Source organism: Kitasatospora sp. NPDC029312 (assembly GCF_055569215.1).
Genome location: NZ_JBVHXY010000002.1, coordinates 69,632 through 86,699 on the forward strand (window position 1 = coordinate 69,632; position 17,068 = coordinate 86,699).

At 73.7% G+C, this 17,068-nt stretch carries 14 protein-coding genes; 11 read left to right on the forward strand and 3 right to left on the reverse strand.

The genetic code is table 11. The annotated features are described in order from the left end of the window. Nucleotides 1–59: 59 nt before the first annotated feature. Nucleotides 60–1,247: a PP2C family protein-serine/threonine phosphatase gene (locus ACZ4WV_RS01850; RefSeq protein WP_465741766.1), complete on the forward strand. Its 1,188-nt coding sequence runs from the start codon at nucleotides 60–62 to the stop codon at nucleotides 1,245–1,247. A 25-nt stretch (nucleotides 1,248–1,272) separates the two neighbouring features. On the opposite strand, the gene ACZ4WV_RS01855 is transcribed toward ACZ4WV_RS01850, so the two are convergent. Then, nucleotides 1,273–2,244 (reverse strand): endonuclease/exonuclease/phosphatase family protein, encoded by a 972-nt coding sequence (locus ACZ4WV_RS01855; protein WP_465741768.1) that lies wholly within the window; start codon nucleotides 2,242–2,244, stop codon nucleotides 1,273–1,275. A 68-nt stretch (nucleotides 2,245–2,312) separates the two neighbouring features. Between ACZ4WV_RS01855 and ACZ4WV_RS01860 the strand changes: the two genes are divergently transcribed. From ACZ4WV_RS01860 to ACZ4WV_RS01885, 6 genes are all read left to right on the forward strand, one after another. Next, a complete protein-coding gene (locus ACZ4WV_RS01860) occupies nucleotides 2,313–3,026 on the forward strand; it encodes a PadR family transcriptional regulator (RefSeq protein WP_465741770.1) in 714 nt (237 codons plus the stop codon). 80 nt (nucleotides 3,027–3,106) lie between these two features. Next, the gene (locus tag ACZ4WV_RS01865; RefSeq protein ID WP_465741772.1) at nucleotides 3,107–3,871 is read left to right on the forward strand and encodes an ABC transporter ATP-binding protein; all 765 of its coding nucleotides are present in this window, start codon (nucleotides 3,107–3,109) and stop codon (nucleotides 3,869–3,871) included. Continuing rightward, nucleotides 3,868–6,735, forward strand: coding sequence for an FtsX-like permease family protein (locus ACZ4WV_RS01870; RefSeq protein ID WP_465741774.1), 2,868 nt, complete (start codon nucleotides 3,868–3,870; stop codon nucleotides 6,733–6,735). Before ACZ4WV_RS01865 ends, ACZ4WV_RS01870 begins: the two co-directional genes overlap by 4 nt. 185 nt (nucleotides 6,736–6,920) lie before the next feature. Then, the gene (locus ACZ4WV_RS01875; protein WP_465741776.1) at nucleotides 6,921–8,324 is read left to right on the forward strand and encodes a dipeptidase; all 1,404 of its coding nucleotides are present in this window, start codon (nucleotides 6,921–6,923) and stop codon (nucleotides 8,322–8,324) included. A gap of 69 nt (nucleotides 8,325–8,393) precedes the next feature. Then, nucleotides 8,394–9,329 (forward strand): NAD(+) diphosphatase, encoded by a 936-nt coding sequence (gene nudC / locus ACZ4WV_RS01880; RefSeq protein ID WP_465741778.1) that lies wholly within the window; start codon nucleotides 8,394–8,396, stop codon nucleotides 9,327–9,329. Nucleotides 9,330–9,561: 232 nt separating this feature from the next. Continuing rightward, nucleotides 9,562–10,401, forward strand: coding sequence for a GntR family transcriptional regulator (locus ACZ4WV_RS01885; protein ID WP_465741780.1), 840 nt, complete (start codon nucleotides 9,562–9,564; stop codon nucleotides 10,399–10,401). A 109-nt stretch (nucleotides 10,402–10,510) separates the two neighbouring features. On the opposite strand, the gene ACZ4WV_RS01890 is transcribed toward ACZ4WV_RS01885, so the two are convergent. Further along, nucleotides 10,511–10,768 (reverse strand): mycoredoxin, encoded by a 258-nt coding sequence (locus ACZ4WV_RS01890; RefSeq protein WP_465741782.1) that lies wholly within the window; start codon nucleotides 10,766–10,768, stop codon nucleotides 10,511–10,513. 164 nt (nucleotides 10,769–10,932) lie between these two features. On the opposite strand from ACZ4WV_RS01890, the gene ACZ4WV_RS01895 reads away from it, so the two are divergent. The 4 genes from ACZ4WV_RS01895 (at nucleotide 10,933) to ACZ4WV_RS01910 (ending at nucleotide 14,926) form a co-directional block, all read left to right on the forward strand. Further along, a complete protein-coding gene (locus tag ACZ4WV_RS01895) occupies nucleotides 10,933–13,200 on the forward strand; it encodes an ATP-dependent DNA helicase UvrD2 (protein ID WP_465741784.1) in 2,268 nt (755 codons plus the stop codon). A gap of 305 nt (nucleotides 13,201–13,505) precedes the next feature. Beyond that, nucleotides 13,506–13,979: a hypothetical protein gene (locus tag ACZ4WV_RS01900; RefSeq protein ID WP_465741786.1), complete on the forward strand. Its 474-nt coding sequence runs from the start codon at nucleotides 13,506–13,508 to the stop codon at nucleotides 13,977–13,979. Nucleotides 13,980–14,147: 168 nt separating this feature from the next. Further along, nucleotides 14,148–14,516: a WhiB family transcriptional regulator gene (locus ACZ4WV_RS01905; RefSeq protein WP_392894389.1), complete on the forward strand. Its 369-nt coding sequence runs from the start codon at nucleotides 14,148–14,150 to the stop codon at nucleotides 14,514–14,516. Beyond that, nucleotides 14,513–14,926 (forward strand): hypothetical protein, encoded by a 414-nt coding sequence (locus ACZ4WV_RS01910; protein WP_465741788.1) that lies wholly within the window; start codon nucleotides 14,513–14,515, stop codon nucleotides 14,924–14,926. Before ACZ4WV_RS01905 ends, ACZ4WV_RS01910 begins: the two co-directional genes overlap by 4 nt. A gap of 135 nt (nucleotides 14,927–15,061) precedes the next feature. Here the strand turns inward: ACZ4WV_RS01910 and ACZ4WV_RS01915 are convergent, their stop codons facing one another. Further along, entirely contained in the window at nucleotides 15,062–16,546 is a 1,485-nt protein-coding gene (locus ACZ4WV_RS01915; RefSeq protein WP_465741790.1) for an ABC1 kinase family protein, read from the reverse strand. Nucleotides 16,547–17,068: the final 522 nt, after the last annotated feature.

A 17,068-nucleotide genomic window follows, 5' to 3' on the forward strand; every position in this document is an offset into this window, starting at 1 on the left:
CCTCAGTCATCACCGCAGGTGCCCCCAGGCACCGGCGACTTCTGCTGGAGAGTCCGAAGTTGAGCGCGACCGGATGGATCAGAGAGCGGTTCACCGGGCCGACCCCGGGACCCGCCCCGGGCGCGACCGGCACCTGGCCGAGGACGGCGCTCGCGCTGCCCCTCATCGGCATGGTGCTGATCGTCGTCCTCGACTACCTCAGCGGCACCGAGGTGACGGTCGAACCCGCCCTCACCGCCGTTCCCGCGCTGGCCGCCGTGGTCAGCCACCGCACCTGGTACCCGCTCGTGATCGGTCTGTGCACCGAGACGGCGGCCTTCCTGATGGCCTGGCGCAGCGACGCGCTCGGCGAGTCCGTGCACTCCGCCAGCGTCATCGCGATCCTGCTCGTCGCCACGATCGGCTGGGTCAGCGCCACCCTGAGGCTGCGCCAGGAGCGCGCCCTCGCCGACGCCCAACTGGTCGCGTCCATCGCCCGCCGGGTCCTGCTGCGACCCGTTCCCGAGAAGGTCGGCAGCGTACGCGCCGCCGTCCACTACGAGGCCGCCGCCGCGCACGCCCGCATCGGCGGCGACCTGTACGAAGTCGTCAACACCCGCCACGGCGTCCGGGCCGTCGTCGGTGACGTCCGCGGCAAGGGCCTCGGCGCCGTCGAGACCGCCGCCGCCGTCCTCGGCGCCTTCCGTGAGGCCGCCCACCAGGAACCCGCCCTCGACCGGGTGGCCGGCTGGCTGGCCGTCAGCCTCGACCGCGCCCTGCACGAGAACGACCACCCCGGCGTGGAGGAGGAGTTCGTCACCCTGGTGCTGATCGGCGTCGGCCCCGACGGCACCGCCGAACTCGTCAACTGCGGACACCCCGCGCCGCTGCTGCTGCGCGAGGACACCGTCCGCCCCCTCGAACTCACCGAAACCGTACCGCCCTTGGGCGTCCTCGATCCGGCCGACGTCCACCCCCCGGTGCACCGGGTCCCGCTGCGGGCCGGCGACCGGGTCCTGCTGTTCACCGACGGAGTGATCGAGGCCCGCGACCGCACCGGCGCCTTCTACCCGCTCGCCGAACGCCTCCCGCGCTGCGCCGACGGCCGCCCCGCCGACGTCCTCCAGCGCCTCCACGAGGACGTCGTGCGCCACGTCGGCCGCCAGCTCGGCGACGACGCGGCCATGCTGCTCCTGCAGTACGACCCCCAGCCGACCCCGCCCGTCCACCTCCCGCACCAGAACGGCGCCCTGAGCCACCTCAACTGAGGGCCCGGCTCACGGGTCAGAACACCTAGAGCGACACCTCGACCAGCAGCGGCCGGTGGTCCGACACCGCCGCGCGCGGCGCCCGGGCCGGTCCCACCGCCGCGCGCGGCACCCCCACCGCCAGCACGTGGTCGAACTGCACCGCCGGCCGGTGCGAGGGGTAGGTCGGCGTGCGCGCCAGGTCGTACCAGCCCTGCAGCCGCGCCCGCGGCTCACGCACCCGCCGCAAGCGCTGCCCGGCCACCACCGGCCGGGCCCGCCGCGCCGCCCGCAGCTCGCGCACCCGCACCCGAGGCGCCGTGCGCTCCAGCGCCATCGCCCCGCCCAGCACCGTGCGCGGCACCGCGCCGATCAGATTGAAGTCCCCCAGCACCAGGTACGGCTGCGGCAGGTCGGCGATCCACCGCCGGATGCCGGCCAGCTGCGCCATGTTCCAGCCCGGGACGAAGGACAGGTGCGCCGCCACCACCGTGAACGGCCCCCGCGTGCCCTCCAGCACCGCCGCCAGCGCCGCCCTCGGCTCGTCCGGCACCGGGGTCAGCCCGCGCCGCCCGGCCACCCGCAGCGGCAGCCCGAACGGCGCCGGGGCGAACCGCCGGGCCCGCCAGTGCCGCACCGGGAGCCGGGTCAGCAGTGCCGTCCCGTACGAGGGCGGGGAGCCGTCGCCCACCTCGGCCGGCCCGTACACCCGCAGCCCGTTCGGCCCGGCCGGCTCCCGCACCCAGCCCGCCACCGGCGCCGGGTGCCCGTGCAGCGCGGCGGCGAAGCGCCAGTCCTTCGCGCCCATCGCCGCGGCCGCCACCGCCGCCTGGTCGGTGCGGCCCGAGCGGGCCTGATACCGGTCCACCTCCTGCAGGGCCAGCACGTCGACGTCCAGCGCGGCCACCGCCTCCGCCAGCGGCGCGCCCGCGTCGGCCGGGTAGGGCCGTGGCGCGCCGTCCGCGGCGAGCGGCTGACCGTGCAACAGGTTGAAGGTGGCGATGCGCAACTGGCTCACACCGCACGACGGTACCCGAGGGGCGGGCGGCTTGAGCCGGCAGGGCATACCGGGTATACATACTGAGTATGTCCATCCGCCACGGTCTGCTCGCCCTGCTCGACGAGGGCCCCCGCTACGGCTACCAGCTGCGCTCCGAATTCGAGGCGCGCACCGGCGCCACCTGGCCACTCAACGTCGGGCAGGTCTACACCACGCTGTCCCGACTGGAACGCGACGGCCTGGTCGAAGCCGCCGGCGAGGACGACGAGGGCCACCAGTTCTACGCCGCCACCGACGCCGGCCGCGCCGAACTGCGGGCCTGGTTCGACACCCCGGTGCCCCGGACCAACCCCCCGCGCGACGAACTGGCCATCAAGCTCGCCATGGCCGTCACCGTGCCCGGAGTGGACGTCTCCGCCGTCGTGCAGGGCCAGCGCCGGCACAGCATCAAGGCCCTCCAGGACTACACCCGGCTCAAGGGCCGCGCCCTCGCCGGCACCCCGGCGCCCGGCGCGCCCGGCCCGGCGTCCGAAGCGGCGTCCGAAGCGGCGTCCGAAGCGGCGTCCGGCGCGGCCCGCAAACCCGGCACCGTGCCCGCCGAGAGCAACGAACTCGCCTGGCTGCTCGTCCTCGACCAGCTGATCTTCCAGACCGAAGCCGAGATCCGCTGGCTCGACCACTGCGAGACCCGTCTCGCCCGACAAGCCGAACTCCACCAGGCGCGCGCCACCGAAACCGCCCGCGCCACCGACACCGAGACCAGGAAACCCACCCGGCTCGGCCGCCGCACCCGCGCCTGAAACGCCACCGCGGCCCAGCCCGACTGAACCACCGGCCGGCGCCCCGGGCGCCGACCCGCACCCAGCACAAGGGGGGAACCGTGTCCCACACCCAACAGGCCCAGCCGACACCGGTGCTGCACCTGGAGAACGTCACCCGCGTCCACGGCCAAGGCGCCGCCGAGGTCCAAGCCCTACGCGGCGTCGACCTCAAGGTCCACCCCGGCGAATTCGTCGCCGTCATGGGCCCCTCCGGCTCCGGCAAGTCGACCCTGCTCACCCTCGCGGGCGGCCTCGACAGCCCCACCGGCGGCCGGGTCCTCGTCGAAGGCACCGCCCTCGGCGACCTCACCCGCAAGAAGCTCGCCCAAGTCCGCCGGCGCTCCGTCGGCTACGTCTTCCAGGACTACAACCTGATCCCCGCCCTCACCGCCGCCGAGAACATCGCCCTGCCCCGCGAACTCGACGGTCTCTCCGCCCGAGCCGCCCGCCGCGAAGCCCTCGCCGCCCTGGAGGAACTCGGCATCCCCGAACTCGCCGACCGCTTCCCCGACGACATGTCCGGCGGCCAGCAACAACGCGTCGCCATCGCCCGCGCCCTCATCGGCGACCGCCGCCTCGTCCTCGCCGACGAACCCACCGGCGCCCTCGACTCCACCACCGGCGAAGCCGTCCTCGCCGTCCTGCGCGCCCGCTGCGACGCCGGCGCCGCCGCCATGATGGTCACCCACGAAGCCCGCCACGCCGCCTGGGCCGACCGCGTGGTCTTCCTGCGCGACGGCCGCATGGTCGACGAATCCGTCAGCCAGGACGCCGCCAGCCTCCTCGTCAGCGCCGCCACCAACAGCATGAAGGTGGACGAGTGAAGCTCAGCGCCTGGCGGGTCGCCCTGCGCATAGCCCGCCGCGACGCCCTGCGCGCCAAAGGCCGCAGCGCCCTGGTCATCGCCATGGTCGCCCTGCCCGTCCTCGGCGTCACCGGCGCCGACGTCGTCTTCCGCAGCGCCCAACTCTCGCCCGCCGAACAGGCCGTCCGCACCATGGGCCAGGCCGCCGGCGAACTCGAGATGCTCGAACGCGGCTCCTCCGTCACGCAGGCACCCGACCCCACACAAGGACTCAGCGTCCAGAACCCCAAGGACAAGGCCAAGGACGGCGCCACCGCCCAGCACACTCCCGCGCAGCAGCGCGCCCTCGACACCCCACCCGCCGAACTGGCCCGGCAACTGCTGCCCGCCGGCGCCACCCTGGTGCCCGAACGCGAAGGCCCGTACACCGCCGCCACCAGCAGCGACGGCCTGCTCGCCACCCACATCAGCGAAACCGACCTCAACGACCCCGTCTGGAACGGCCGGCTGGACCGCGTGACGGGCCGGGCCCCCGCGAACGACCACGAAGCCGCCGTCACCCCCGACTTCCTCAAGCGGTCCGGCCTCAAACTCGGCGACCGGACGGCCGTCCGCGGCCTGGAAGCCACCCCGTTCACCATCACCGGCGTCTACGAGTACCCCGGCGAACTCAACGCCACCGAACTCTTCGCCCCACCCGGCACCCTGATCAACCGGCTCGCCCAAACCCCCGGCGCGACCCGCGGCCAAGCCGCCGGCACCGGCGAGCCCACCCGCTGGCTGGTCAAGCTCCCGGCCGGCACCGACCTCGACTGGCACAAGGTCGTCGAACTCAACGAGTACGGCTTCAGCGTCACCTCCCGCGCCGTCCTGACCGACCCCCCGGCCCGCGCCGACGTGCCCTACTACGTCGAACAGGACCAGCACTCGGGCAGCGACCCCTCCTACTTCAACAAGGCCGACGTGGTCATCCTCGCCACCGTCGTCGGCATGGCCCTCCTGGAGATCGTCCTCCTCGCGGGCCCCGCCTTCGCCGTCGGGGCCCGGCGCTCCCGGCGGCAACTCGGCCTGCTCGCCGCCGCCGGCGGTGACCGCGCCAACGTCCGCGGCGTCGTCCTCGGCGGCGGCGCCGTCCTCGGCGTCACCGGCGCCGCGATCGGCCTCGCCGTCGGAGTCGGCCTCGTCGCCCTGCTGCGCACCCAGGCCGAGTCCTACGCCGGCCGGCGCTTCGGCCACTTCAACCTCCAGCCGCTCGACCTGCTCGGCGTGCTCCTCGTCGGCCTGGTCACCGGTCTGCTCGCCGCGGTCGTCCCCGCCGTCCAGGCATCCCGCCAGGACGTCGTCAGCGCACTCACCGGCCGCGACTCGCTCAAGCCGCCGAACCGCAAACTCGCCCTGCTCGGCCTGCTGATGCTCGGCGGCGGCGCCGCGCTCGCCCTGCTCGGCGGCGCCAGCGGCGTCGGCAACCGCAGCTTCGCCGTCCTCGGTGGCTCCGCCCTCGCCGAACTCGGCATGGTCGCCCTCACCCCCGCCCTGGTCAGCCTCTTCGGCCGGCTCGGCCGCTGGCTCTCGCTCGGCCCCCGACTCGCCCTGCGTGACTCCGTGCGCCACCGCGCCCGCACCGCACCCGCCGTCGCCGCCGTCATGGCCGCCGTCGCCGGCTCCGTGGCCGTCGGCGTCTACACCGCCAGCTACGACGAGCAGTACCGGCGCGAATACGTCGCCCACGGCCCGTCCGGTGCCGTCCTGCTCGGCAACGGCTGGCTGGTCGGACCCGACGCCAAACTGCTGCCGCAGATGCGCGAGACCGTCGAACGCAGCATCCCCGACCTCGGCCCACGCGCCGACGTCCAACGCGTCACCTACAAGGGCGACTGCCCCGACGGCGACTCCTGCGGCTACGTCGACGTCGAACTCCCCAAGGAAGACCGCTGCCCCCTCCAGGACAGCGACCAGCACGTCAGCTCCGACGAAGCCGACCGGATCCTGGAGACCGACAAGCGCTGCCAGAGCCACGGCCGCGCCGGCAACCCCTTCAGCCCCATCACGGCCGGCGACGCCACCCTGCTGCGCAACCTCTACGGCGTCACCGACCCGGCGGCCGGCCAGGCCCTCGCCGCCGGCAAGGCCGTCGTCTTCGACGCCCGCTACATCAAGAACGGCAAGGTCGCCGTCCGGTACACCGTCTCCGATCCGGGCCTGGCGAGCGGCCCCGGCCACAGGCCCACCAGCGCCGAGATCGCCGTCGACGCCGTCCTCGCCAACGCCGCGGTGCCCGCCCCGGCCCAGGCCGTGGTCAGCCCGGACACCGCCGCCAGGCTCGGCTTCGCCACCTCGCTGACCGGCGCGGTCTGGCTCCCCGACACCGCACCGTCCGACAGCGCCCAGCAGAAGGCCGACGGCGCGCTCGCCAAGATCAGCGACCACGACGTGCTCACCGTCGAACGCGGCTACCAGTCCACGGCCGACCTCGTCCGGCTGGGCCTGACCGCCTTCGCCGCCCTGGTCGCCCTCGGCGCCGCCGGCATCGCCACCGGCCTGGCGGCCGCCGACTCCCAGCGCGACCTCACCACCCTCGCGGCGGTGGGCGCCGAGCCCCGCATCCGGCGCTCGCTGTCCGGCTTCCAGTGCGGCGTGATCGCCGCCATGGGCGCCGTACTCGGCGTGGTCTGCGGCATCGTGCCCGGCGTGGCGCTGCGCAAGGTCGAGGCCGCGACGACCACCTACCCCGGCATGAGCCCCGAGCAGATCGCCGACCGGGCGATCGTGGTCTTCCCGTGGCCCACCATCGCCGCCACCGTCGTGGTGCTCCCGCTGCTCGCGGCCGCCCTGGCGGCGGTGCTCACCCGCTCGCGGATCACCATGCTGCGCCGCTCGGTGTGAGGCCCGGGGGCTGAGGCCTGGGAGCTGGGGCCTGGGCCTCAGGCCCGGCGCCGCCCCGAGCGTGCCCCGCATCACCCCCGCCGCGCCCGTGTCGCGGCGGGGGTGACGGAGGTTACAGCCGCGACGGGCGGTAGCAAGCGGACGCCCGGGGCGGGCACCCGCACGGGCGAACTACAGTCGTCGGTATGACGAGAACCCCGGACAGCGCCGTCCGCGCCTTCATCGACCAGCACCAGGCCGCCTTCCTCGCGGACCTGTCCGAGTGGCTGGCCATCCCCTCGGTCTCCGCCGACCCCGGCCGAGCCGGCGACGTGCGCCGCTCCGCCGAGTGGCTGGCCGCCAAGCTGCGCGCGACCGGCTTCCTGGTCGCCGAGGTGTGGGAGACCGACGGGCTGCCGGCGGTGTTCGCCGAATGGCCCTCCGGGGACTCGTCCGCGCCGACCGTCCTGGTCTACGGGCACCACGACGTGCAGCCCGCCGCCAAGGAGGACGGCTGGGACACCGAGCCGTTCACCCCGACCGTGGTCGGCGGCCGGCTATACGCCCGCGGCGCCGCCGACGACAAGGGCCAGGTGTTCTTCCACACCCTGGGCGTGCGCGCCCACCTGGCCGCCACCGGCCGCACCGCGCCGGCCGTCAACCTCAAGCTGCTGATCGAGGGCGAGGAGGAGTCCGGCTCGCCGCACTTCGCCGACCTGGTCCGGCGCGAGGCCGCGCGACTGGCCGCCGACGTGGTGGTCATCTCCGACACCGGCATGTGGTCCGAGACCACGCCGACCGTCTGCACCGGCATGCGCGGCCTGGCCGACGCCCAGATCGACCTGTACGGGCCGGACACCGACATCCACTCCGGCTCCTTCGGCGGCGCCGTCCCCAACCCGGCGCAGGTCGCCGCCGAGCTGGCCGCGGCCCTGCACGACGGGGAGGACAGGGTCGCGATCCCGGGCTTCTACGACGGCGTGGTGGAGCTGACCGAGCGCGAGCGCGAACTCTTCGCCGAGCTGCCCTTCGACGAGGAGCAGTGGCTGCGCGTCGCCAAGTCGTACGGCACCCGCGGCGAGGCCGGCTACTCCACCCTGGAGCGGATCTGGGCCCGTCCGACCGCCGAGGTCAACGGCATCTGGGGCGGTTACACCGGCCCCGGCGGCAAGACCATCGTGCCGTCCTCCGCGCACCTGAAGCTGTCCTTCCGGCTGGTGGCCGGCCAGGAGGTGGAGAAGGTCCGCGAGGCGGTGCGCGCCTGGGTGGCCGAGCGGGTGCCCGCGGGCATCCGCCACGAGCTGGTGTTCCCGGGTGCGACCCGGCCCTGCCTGACCCCGCTGGACCACCCGGCGCTGCAGTCCACCGTGCGCGCGATGGGCCGGGCCTTCGGGCAGAAGATCCTCTTCACCCGTGAGGGCGGCTCCGGCCCCGCCGCCGACCTCCAGGACGTGCTGGGCGCGCCGGTGCTGTTCCTCGGCATCTCGGTGCCCTCGGACGGCTGGCACTCGGTCAACGAGAAGGTCGAACTGGGCCTGCTGGCCAAGGGCGTCGAGACCGCTGCGTACCTGTGGGGCGACCTGGCCGAGAACTTCCGGCCCGGCGCGTGAGTCCGCGCGCGCGGACCATGGCAGTCAGACCACTCATCCGGATGATTCACCACGTGGGGATGGAACGAGTTGAGCACCGTGCCTGAGACCGAGCGCCCGCTGGCCCTGGCCAGGTCGGGAGTGGACCGGGCGGCCGAGTACCGCTTCGACGAGCCGTGGCTGGCGGCCGCGTGGAGCCACCCCGCCACCCGGGTGCTGCCCATCGCCGGCGGCGAGGCCTTCGTCGTCGACACCGCGCAGGGCACCGAACTCGTGCTGCTGCCCTCCTTCGAGGCGCCGCAGACCGGCGACCGGTACTTCCTCGGCACCGACGAGGACGGCGTCTCGTACTTCGCGCTGGCCGGCGAGAGCCTGCCCGGACGGCTGGACGGCGACGCCCGCCCGGCCGGGCTGCGCGAGGTCGGCGCCCTGCTGTCCGACCGGGACTCCGGACTGCTGGTGCACGCCGTCGCGCTGGAGCACTGGCACCGGCTGCACAGCTTCTGCTCGCGCTGCGGGCACCCGACCGAGAAGGCCGGAGCCGGGCACGTGCGGCGCTGCACCTCCTGCGCGGCCGAGCACTACCCGCGCACCGACCCGGCGGTGATCATGGCGATCACCGACGACCAGGACCGCTGCCTGCTCGGCCGCCAGGCACTGTGGCCGGAAGGCCGCTGGTCCACGCTGGCCGGCTTCGTCGAGCCGGGGGAGTCGATCGAGCAGGCGGTGGCCCGCGAGGTGCAGGAGGAGGCGGGGGTGCGGGTCGGCGAGGTCCGCTACGTCGCCAGCCAGCCCTGGCCGTTCCCGTCCAGCCTGATGCTCGGCTTCATGGGCAAGGCGCTGCCCGGCGGCACCGAGATCACCGTGGACGGCGAGGAACTCGCCGAGGCACGCTGGTTCTCCCGGGAGGAACTGCGCGCCGGAATGGCCGCGGGCGAGATCCTGCCGCCCTCCGGCATCTCGATCGCCCGCCACCTGGTCGAACTCTGGTACGGCGAACCGCTGCCCGCGAGCGCGCGCTGGTAATTTCGTCCGAATTCCCGGCGCTTCCGCCCGGAAGGGGGCGCGTGGCCTATGCCGCGCGCCCCAACCTTTTGCCCCCGAGGCCTCGCCGACACCGCGATCGGCCGACTGTTCGTGACCGGACGGGCCAGTTCTGCTACCGCGCCACACCCTCACGCCACCACCGTCAACCCACCCGGACGACATTGCCGGAAACGGCTGAAAACGCGTCACCCCGCTCGCTACATTCACTCGGGTGACAATCCCCCGGGGCACCGCCCAATCCCCCAAATACCAGCGCCTCGCCGCCGACCTGCGCCGCCGGATCGCCGAGGGCGAGTTCACCACCCACACCGCCCTCCCCGTCGAGAGCGAACTGGAACGCCAGTACGGCGTCGCCCGCAACACCGTCCGCCTCGCCATCGACGTCCTCGTCAACGAAGGCCGGCTCGTCCGCCTCCAGGGCAAGGGCACCTACCTGCGCGAGCACCCCGTCCTCGACCACCGCGCCTACGGACCCACCCTCGCCGCCGCGCCGCGCGACTGCCTCGCCGCGCCCTCCGACGTCTACCTCGGCGAAGCCGCCGACGCCGGACGCGAACTCAGCACCGACTTCGAGATGATGATCGTCCGGGCCCGCGTCGACATCGCCGAACGCCTCGGACTGCGCCCCGGCGAGGCCATCGTCGTCCGCCGCCAACTGCGACTGCTCGACCGCGAGCCGTACTCCATCGAGGAGAGCCACTACCGGGCCGGGCTCGCCGCCGGCACCCCCCTGATGGAACCCGACCCCGTCGACGGCGGCGACGAAGCCGTCCTCGCCGCCCTCGGCCGCACCGAGATCGGCGCCGTCGACCACCTCGTCGCCCGGATGCCCGGCCCCGAGGAGGCCCAGTGGTTCCAGGGCGGGCCCGGCGTCCCGCTCATGGTGCAGACCCGCGTCACCTACGACCGGCGCGGTCCCGTCCGGGTCATCGAGACCCGCTACTCCGCCGACCGCAGCCGGCTCGTCTACGGCATCGGCGACCTCGGCGCGCGCACCACCCTGCCCGCGCCGGCCGCTCCCGTCGACCCAGCCCGGGCCGACGCACCGTGACGGGGCGCGCCGACCGGGGTCGCGCCGGCCGGGGCGGGACCGGCCGCCCAGGCCGCCGCGGCCCGTCCGGCAGGAATCGGGGGCCCCGCCGCAGCCCGTCCGGCGGGGATCAGCCCGCCAGCGCCTTCTTCACCTGCAGCAGGCTCGGATTGGTCATCACGACCCGCTCACCGCCGCCCTCCGGCTGCACCAGCACCGTCGGCACCGTCTGGTTGCCGCCGTTCACCGACTCCACGAACGCCGCCGACGCCGGGTCCTCCTCGATGTTGATCTCGGTGTAACCGATGCCTTCACGGTCCAGCTGGCTCTTGAGTCGGTTGCAGTACCCACACCAGGTCGTGCTGTACATCGTCACGCTGCCGGACATCGAGGGGGCTCCTTCGAAAGAGGGGGTCACACGGTCTCTGGGCGGAACGTCCGCCGAGCGGCGGGCATTCCGGCATGCCGACGAGCGGCACGCGAAGCGATCATCCTGCGATCACACCGGGCCTGTGGACAACCCCGCCCCCGTTGTCCCACCGGACTGAGAAGATGGAACGCATGCAGGAAGACCTCTTGAGCGGCAGCCCGTACGACGCCCCCCACGGCTCCCCCTGGGCCGACCCCGGCGCCGCAACGGGCCCCGACGCCGTGCTCGCCGGGCTCGACCCCGAACAGCGCGCCGTCGCCACCGCCCTGCACGGCCCCGTCTGCGTCCTCGCCGGCGCCGGCACCGGCAAGACCCGCGCCATCACCCACCGCATCGCCTACGGCGTGCGCAGCGGCGTCTACCAGCCCGCCCAGGTCCTCGCCGTCACCTTCACCGCCCGCGCCGCCGGCGAGATGCGCGGCCGCCTGCGCCAACTCGGCGCCGAAGGCGTCCAAGCCCGCACCTTCCACGCCGCCGCCCTGCGCCAGCTCCAGTACTTCTGGCCCCGCGCCGTCGGCGGCCCCGTGCCCCAGCTCCTCGAACGCAAGGTCCAACTCGTCGCCGAAGCCGCCGGCCGCTGCGGACTGCGCGTCCAGCGCACCGAACTGCGCGACCTCACCGCCGAGATCGAATGGGCCAAGGTCACCCAGACCGCCCCCGAGGACTACCCCGCCGCCGTCGCCAAATCCGGCCGCGAAGCCCCCCGCGACCCCGCCGAGACCGCCCAGGTCTACCGCGTCTACGAAGAGACCAAGACCCGCCGCGGCAACATCGACTTCGAGGACGTCCTCCTCCTCACCGCCGCCATCCTGGAGGACCGCCCCGACATCGCCGAGCAGGTCCGCTCCCAGTACCGGCACTTCACCGTCGACGAGTACCAGGACGTCTCCCCCCTCCAACAGCGCCTGCTCGACCAGTGGACCGGCCCCGACGGCGGCGCCAGCCTCTGCGTCGTCGGCGACGCCAGCCAGACCATCTACTCCTTCACCGGCGCCACCCCCGACTACCTCCTCGGCTTCCGCGGCCGCCACCCCCAGGCCACCGTCGTCAAACTCGTCCGCGACTACCGCTCCACCCCCCAGGTCGTCCACCTCGCCAACGGACTGCTCGCCCAAGCCCGCGGCGAAGCCGCCCGCCACCGCCTCGAACTCGTCTCCCAACGCGAAGCCGGCCCCGAACCCGTCTACACCGAGTACGAGGACGAACCCACCGAGGCCGAGACCACCGCCCGCCGCATCAAGGACCTCCTCGCCACCGGCGTGCGCGCCAGCGAGATCGCCGTCCTCTTCCGCACCAACGGCCAGTCCGAGGTCTACGAACAGGCCCTCGCCGACCTCGGCGTCCCCTACCAGCTCAAAGGCGCCGAACGGTTCTTCGAACGCCCCGAGGTCCGCGACGCCGGCATCCTGCTGCGCGGCGCCGCCCGCGCCGCCGCCGACCCGCTCACCGCCGCCACCCCCGACCTCGCCGGACAGGTCCGCGCCGTCCTCGCAACCCGCGGCTTCACCCCCGAACCCCCCGCCGGCTCCGGCGCCGTCCGCGACCGCTGGGAATCCCTCGCCGCCCTCGTCCGACTCGCCGAAGAATTCGAACGCACCCGCACCGCCGACGGCCACACCACCGACCTCGCCGCCTACGTCGCCGAACTCGACGCCCGCGCCGCCGCCCAACACGCCCCCGCCGTCGAAGGCGTCACCCTCGCCTCCCTCCACGCCGCCAAGGGCCTCGAATGGGACGCCGTCTTCCTCGTCGGCCTCACCGAAGGCACCCTGCCGATCATCTACGCCAAGACCGACGAACAGATCGAGGAGGAACGCCGCCTCCTCTACGTCGGCGTCACCCGCGCCCGCCACCACCTCAGCCTCTCCTGGGCCCTCGCCCGCTCCCCGGGCGGCCGCGCCTCCCGCAAACCCAGCCGCTTCCTCGACGGGCTGCGCCCCGGCTCCAGCGCCCCGGGCGCACGCACCGGCGCGCGCGGCGGCAGGGGGAGCGTCGAGGCCGGCGAGCGCTCGGCCGCCCGACGGGCCCGCGGACCGGTCAAGTGCAGGGTCTGCGGCAAGGTCCTCACCGAGGCCGTCGAACGCAAGCTGCGCCGCTGCGAGGACTGCCCCTCCACGATGGACGAGGGCCTGTACGAGCGGCTGCGCGAGTGGCGGGCCCGGCAGGCGAGGAAGCAGGGCGCCCCGGCCTACGTGGTGTTCACCGACGCGACGCTCATGGCGATCGCCGAGGACGTGCCCGCCAGCCGCCAGGAGCTGGCCCTGATCTCCGGGGTCGGCGCCATGAAGCTGGACAAGTACGGGGCCGCCGTGCTCTCGTTGTGCGCGGGGGAGGAGCCCGAGGAGGATCCGGACGGCGTCGAGGACGACGGTCCGGTCGATCCGGCGTGAGCCGGCACGGGCGCGGTCCAGGGGACTGCTCGGGGGACTTCGACGCCGGCGCGGAACGTACTGCGGATCGCCGTCGGACCGCACGATGCGCTGCACCGTCGATCCGGCCGCGGAACTCGCGCGAAAAATAGTTTGCGCGGCATACCGGGAGCGCAATAGCCTGCCGGAGCGGTCAAGGGGACGCGGTCGCACGGGGTGAAACCTGTGCCGATTCCCCTCGCCCCACAGCATCACCGAGACAGACATCCGAACATTCGGAGCCAGGGTAACCAGGCTCCGCGAGACGCCGAGAGGAGGCGAAGACAGTGGGAAACATCATGATCACCAAAATGACTGGCCAGACCGTTGTCGCTGCCTCCCTGCGTGCCGCCCGCCTGCGGGCGCTCGCCGAGCTCGGTGGAACCGGTCTGGGTCTCGACGCCACCGGTGTCTTCGTCGCCTCCGCTGTCAGTGGTCTTGGACACACTGATCTGCACAACGCGGGTCTGCCCGTCGTGGGCGGCAGGAGTGTCGAAGGCATCGTCGTCGAGACCGGTCTGTCCCGTGACTGGGCGTCGGTCGGCACGTCGCGTCGCATCTGCGACGAGCGACCGATCCAGGCACCGAAGGCGGCCGTAGCCGCCGCCATGCATGGCGGCTATGCGCAGGTCATCGGTGCCGGAAACGCCCAGAAGCAGAACGAGCAGCAGATCAAGCAGGCCAAGGTCGCCTTCATCGGCGCCGAGGCCACCCGGATGTGGGCCTTCCGCGGCCCTGAACCCTGGAGAGAACGAACCTGAGTCAGCCTCAGGTCGGCACCTCCAGGGCCGCGGAACCCGTCACACCGGGATCCGCGGCCCTTCTGTTTTGTCCGGTACGCAAGACCACCCAGGCCCCCCGGGGCCTCCGGCCCAGCACCACCAGTCCACTGGGCCGGAACCACTGAGAAGACGAGGAAGACGCCCACAGTGTCCACGGTCATCACGCCGCCCATCCCGTCCGTACCGCCGACAAGCCAGATCACCAAGGCCGACCAGGCCGACCCTCCGGAGGTTCCTTCCATGCAGATCAGCTCGATCGAGCAGGCCGAGGCACTCGGTCTCCCCATCCCGTGCCGCGCCTTCGACCCCGAGGTCTTCTTCGCCGAGACGCCCGCCGACGTCGAGTACGCGAAGTCCCTCTGCGGCACCTGCCCGGTGAAGGACGCCTGTCTGGCCGGCGCCCTCGAGCGGCGCGAGCCGTGGGGCGTCTGGGGTGGCGAGCTGTTCGTCCAGGGTGTCGTCGTGGCCCGCAAGCGGCCGCGTGGCCGTCCGCGCAAGACCGAGGTCATGGCGTGAACCCCGCCGACCACGCCAGGGCCGTCCGCAGGGCCGTCCGCAGGGTCGAGCAGTCCCCGCTGGACACCGCCCTCCGCCGGTCCGTACGGATCGCCGCCGCCAAGGCCGACGCAGCCACCCGCACCCGCCCATTCCCGAGCACGCACCACGAGCAGGACCACCACATGACCCCCGCCGCCATCGATCCGACCGTCCGCGCCGAGCAGACCACCGAACTCCAGACCCAGAACAGGATCCTCGAGATGCAACTCCTGCATGAATCCCTGGCCCGTGCCCATATGCAAGACAGGATGCACGAGGCCGAGAACCAACGGCTCGTCAGCCGGGTCGTCCGGGCCCGCAAGCTCAAGCAGCGGGCCGAGCGGGCCTCGATGCGGGCCCGCAAGGCGCTCGCCGTCGCCCTGATGTAGGCGGCCGACCGCTGCAGCTCCGGCGTACGCGCCGGCCGCCGTCGCACCGTCGCGCCGCCCCTGTCGTGCCGCAGGCCGCTCCCCATCCACCGGGGAGCGGCCTGCGGCCGTTCGACGCCCTGCTCGGCGCCTTTCTCAGCTCTCGCGAAGGTGCTTCGCGGTGCTCGGCGAGGGCTTCCGGGGCTCGGGCGCCGTGAGGGGCCGCGCGGGCTCCACGGGGCCTGCGGCGCCGGCGGCGCCTGCGGCGCCGGCGGAGCCGCGAGGCCCGGCAGGCGTGGCCGGGACCGACGGCTCGTCGGAGAACTCGGGCAGCCACGCCAGCATCTCGGCGCGGAACGGCGCCTTGGCGCCCAGCTGACACAGCACCCCGATGGTGCTCAGCGTCACCCGGTGGATCAGCAGGTACGCGGGCGGCAGGTTCAGCTGCTTGCCGAGGTTGTAGGCGGGCGAGCGCGGATCGGCGATCCGGGCCGCCTGGGCGCGCATCCACGTCCGGGTGAAGTGGAAACTGTCCACCGCGGCCGGCTCGATGATCGGCAGCAGGTAGTCCAGCACTGCCTCCGGGTCCAGCTGGATCGAGGGCTTCACGAAGCCCTCCTCGCGCAGCATCTTCAGCACGCCGGCCGCGTCCCCGTCCAGCGCCATCCGCAGCGAGGCGCCGATCGGCGCGGGCAACCCGCCCGGCAGCCGGTCCACCGTGCCGAAGTCCAGCACGCCCAGCCGCCAGCCGGACGCGGGGCCGTCGTCCTTGAGCAGCCGGAAGTTGCCCGGGTGCGGGTCCGCGTGCAGCAGGCCCGTCCGCGACGGACCCGCGAACAGGAACCGGGCCAGCAACTGCCCGGCACGGTCACGCTCCTCCTGGGTGCCCCGCGCGATCACCTCGGACAGCGGGGTGCCGTCCATCCACTCGGTGACCAACACCTGGTCGGCCTGCGCCACCACGCGCGGCACCAGGATGTCCGGATCGCCCGCGAACTCCTCGGCGTGCCGGCGTTGGGCCTGCGCCTCCAGCTCGTAGTCCAGCTCCTCCGAGACCCGCTCGCGCAGCTCGGTGATCAGCGGCTTGATGTCCAGCCCGGGGATCAGTGGGCCGACCAGCCAGGCCACCCGGCTCAGCTGGGACAGGTCGGCGAGCAGCGCGTCACCCGCGCCCGGGTACTGCACCTTGACCGCGACCCGGCGGCCGTCGTGCCAGACCGCCCGGTGCACCTGGCCGATCGAGGCGGCCGCCGCCGGCCGGTCGTCGAACTCCTGGAACAACTCGCGCCAGCCCTCGCCGAGCCGCTGGGCCAGCGCGGTGTGCACCGTGGCCGCGGGCATCGGGGGAGCGGCGTCCTGCAGCTTGGTGAGTGCCGCCCGGTACGGGCCGGCGACCTCCTCGGGCAGCGCGGCCTCGAAGACGGACAGCACCTGCCCGAACTTCATCGCCCCGCCCTTGAGCTCGCCGAGGACCTTGAACAGCTGGTCGGCGGTGGCCTGCTGGAGCTCGGCCGTGACCACCTCGGCGGAGCGGCCGCCGATGCGCTTGCCGAGCCCGAGCGTGGCCCGTCCGGCTATCCCCAGCGGCAGGGCGGCGAGCCGTGCCGTGCGGGTCACTGCCTTGCGCGGAAGATCGCTCACCCGGGCCTCCATTCTCTGGCCCCCCGACTCCGGACGGCCCACCATCACTAGGCCATTGTGCCCGTTCCCCATCCCGTGGCCGTCGGTATTTGCCGGGGGCGGGAGGACGGCGCCTCCTGAGACAGGGTTGGGCCGGGTAGTTCGTCGGCTTTCGGTTCGGCGGGAGGTTCGTCGGGAGGGTTCGTCGGGAGGGCCGGCGCCCTCGGGGCGCCGGCCTTCGGCGGGGTGCGGGGGCTGTGCAGGAAGTCGGCCGGGTCGACTTCCTGCGCGAACATTCGGGGGCCCGCCCCTCCCCTCCCCCCCACCCCCCACCCACCCCTCCTCCTCACCCACCTCACCCGCCGCCTGCCCACCCACCCATCGCCCTCACCTGGCACCACCCCGGAACGGCCACTCCCGCTCCTCCATGGCCCGGGGGGGGGGGGGGGGGGGGGGGGGGGGGGGGGGGGGGGTGGGGGGGGGGGGGGGGGGGGGGGGGGGGGGCGGGGGTGGGAGGCTAGTCGTTCGACGGCGCGATCCGGC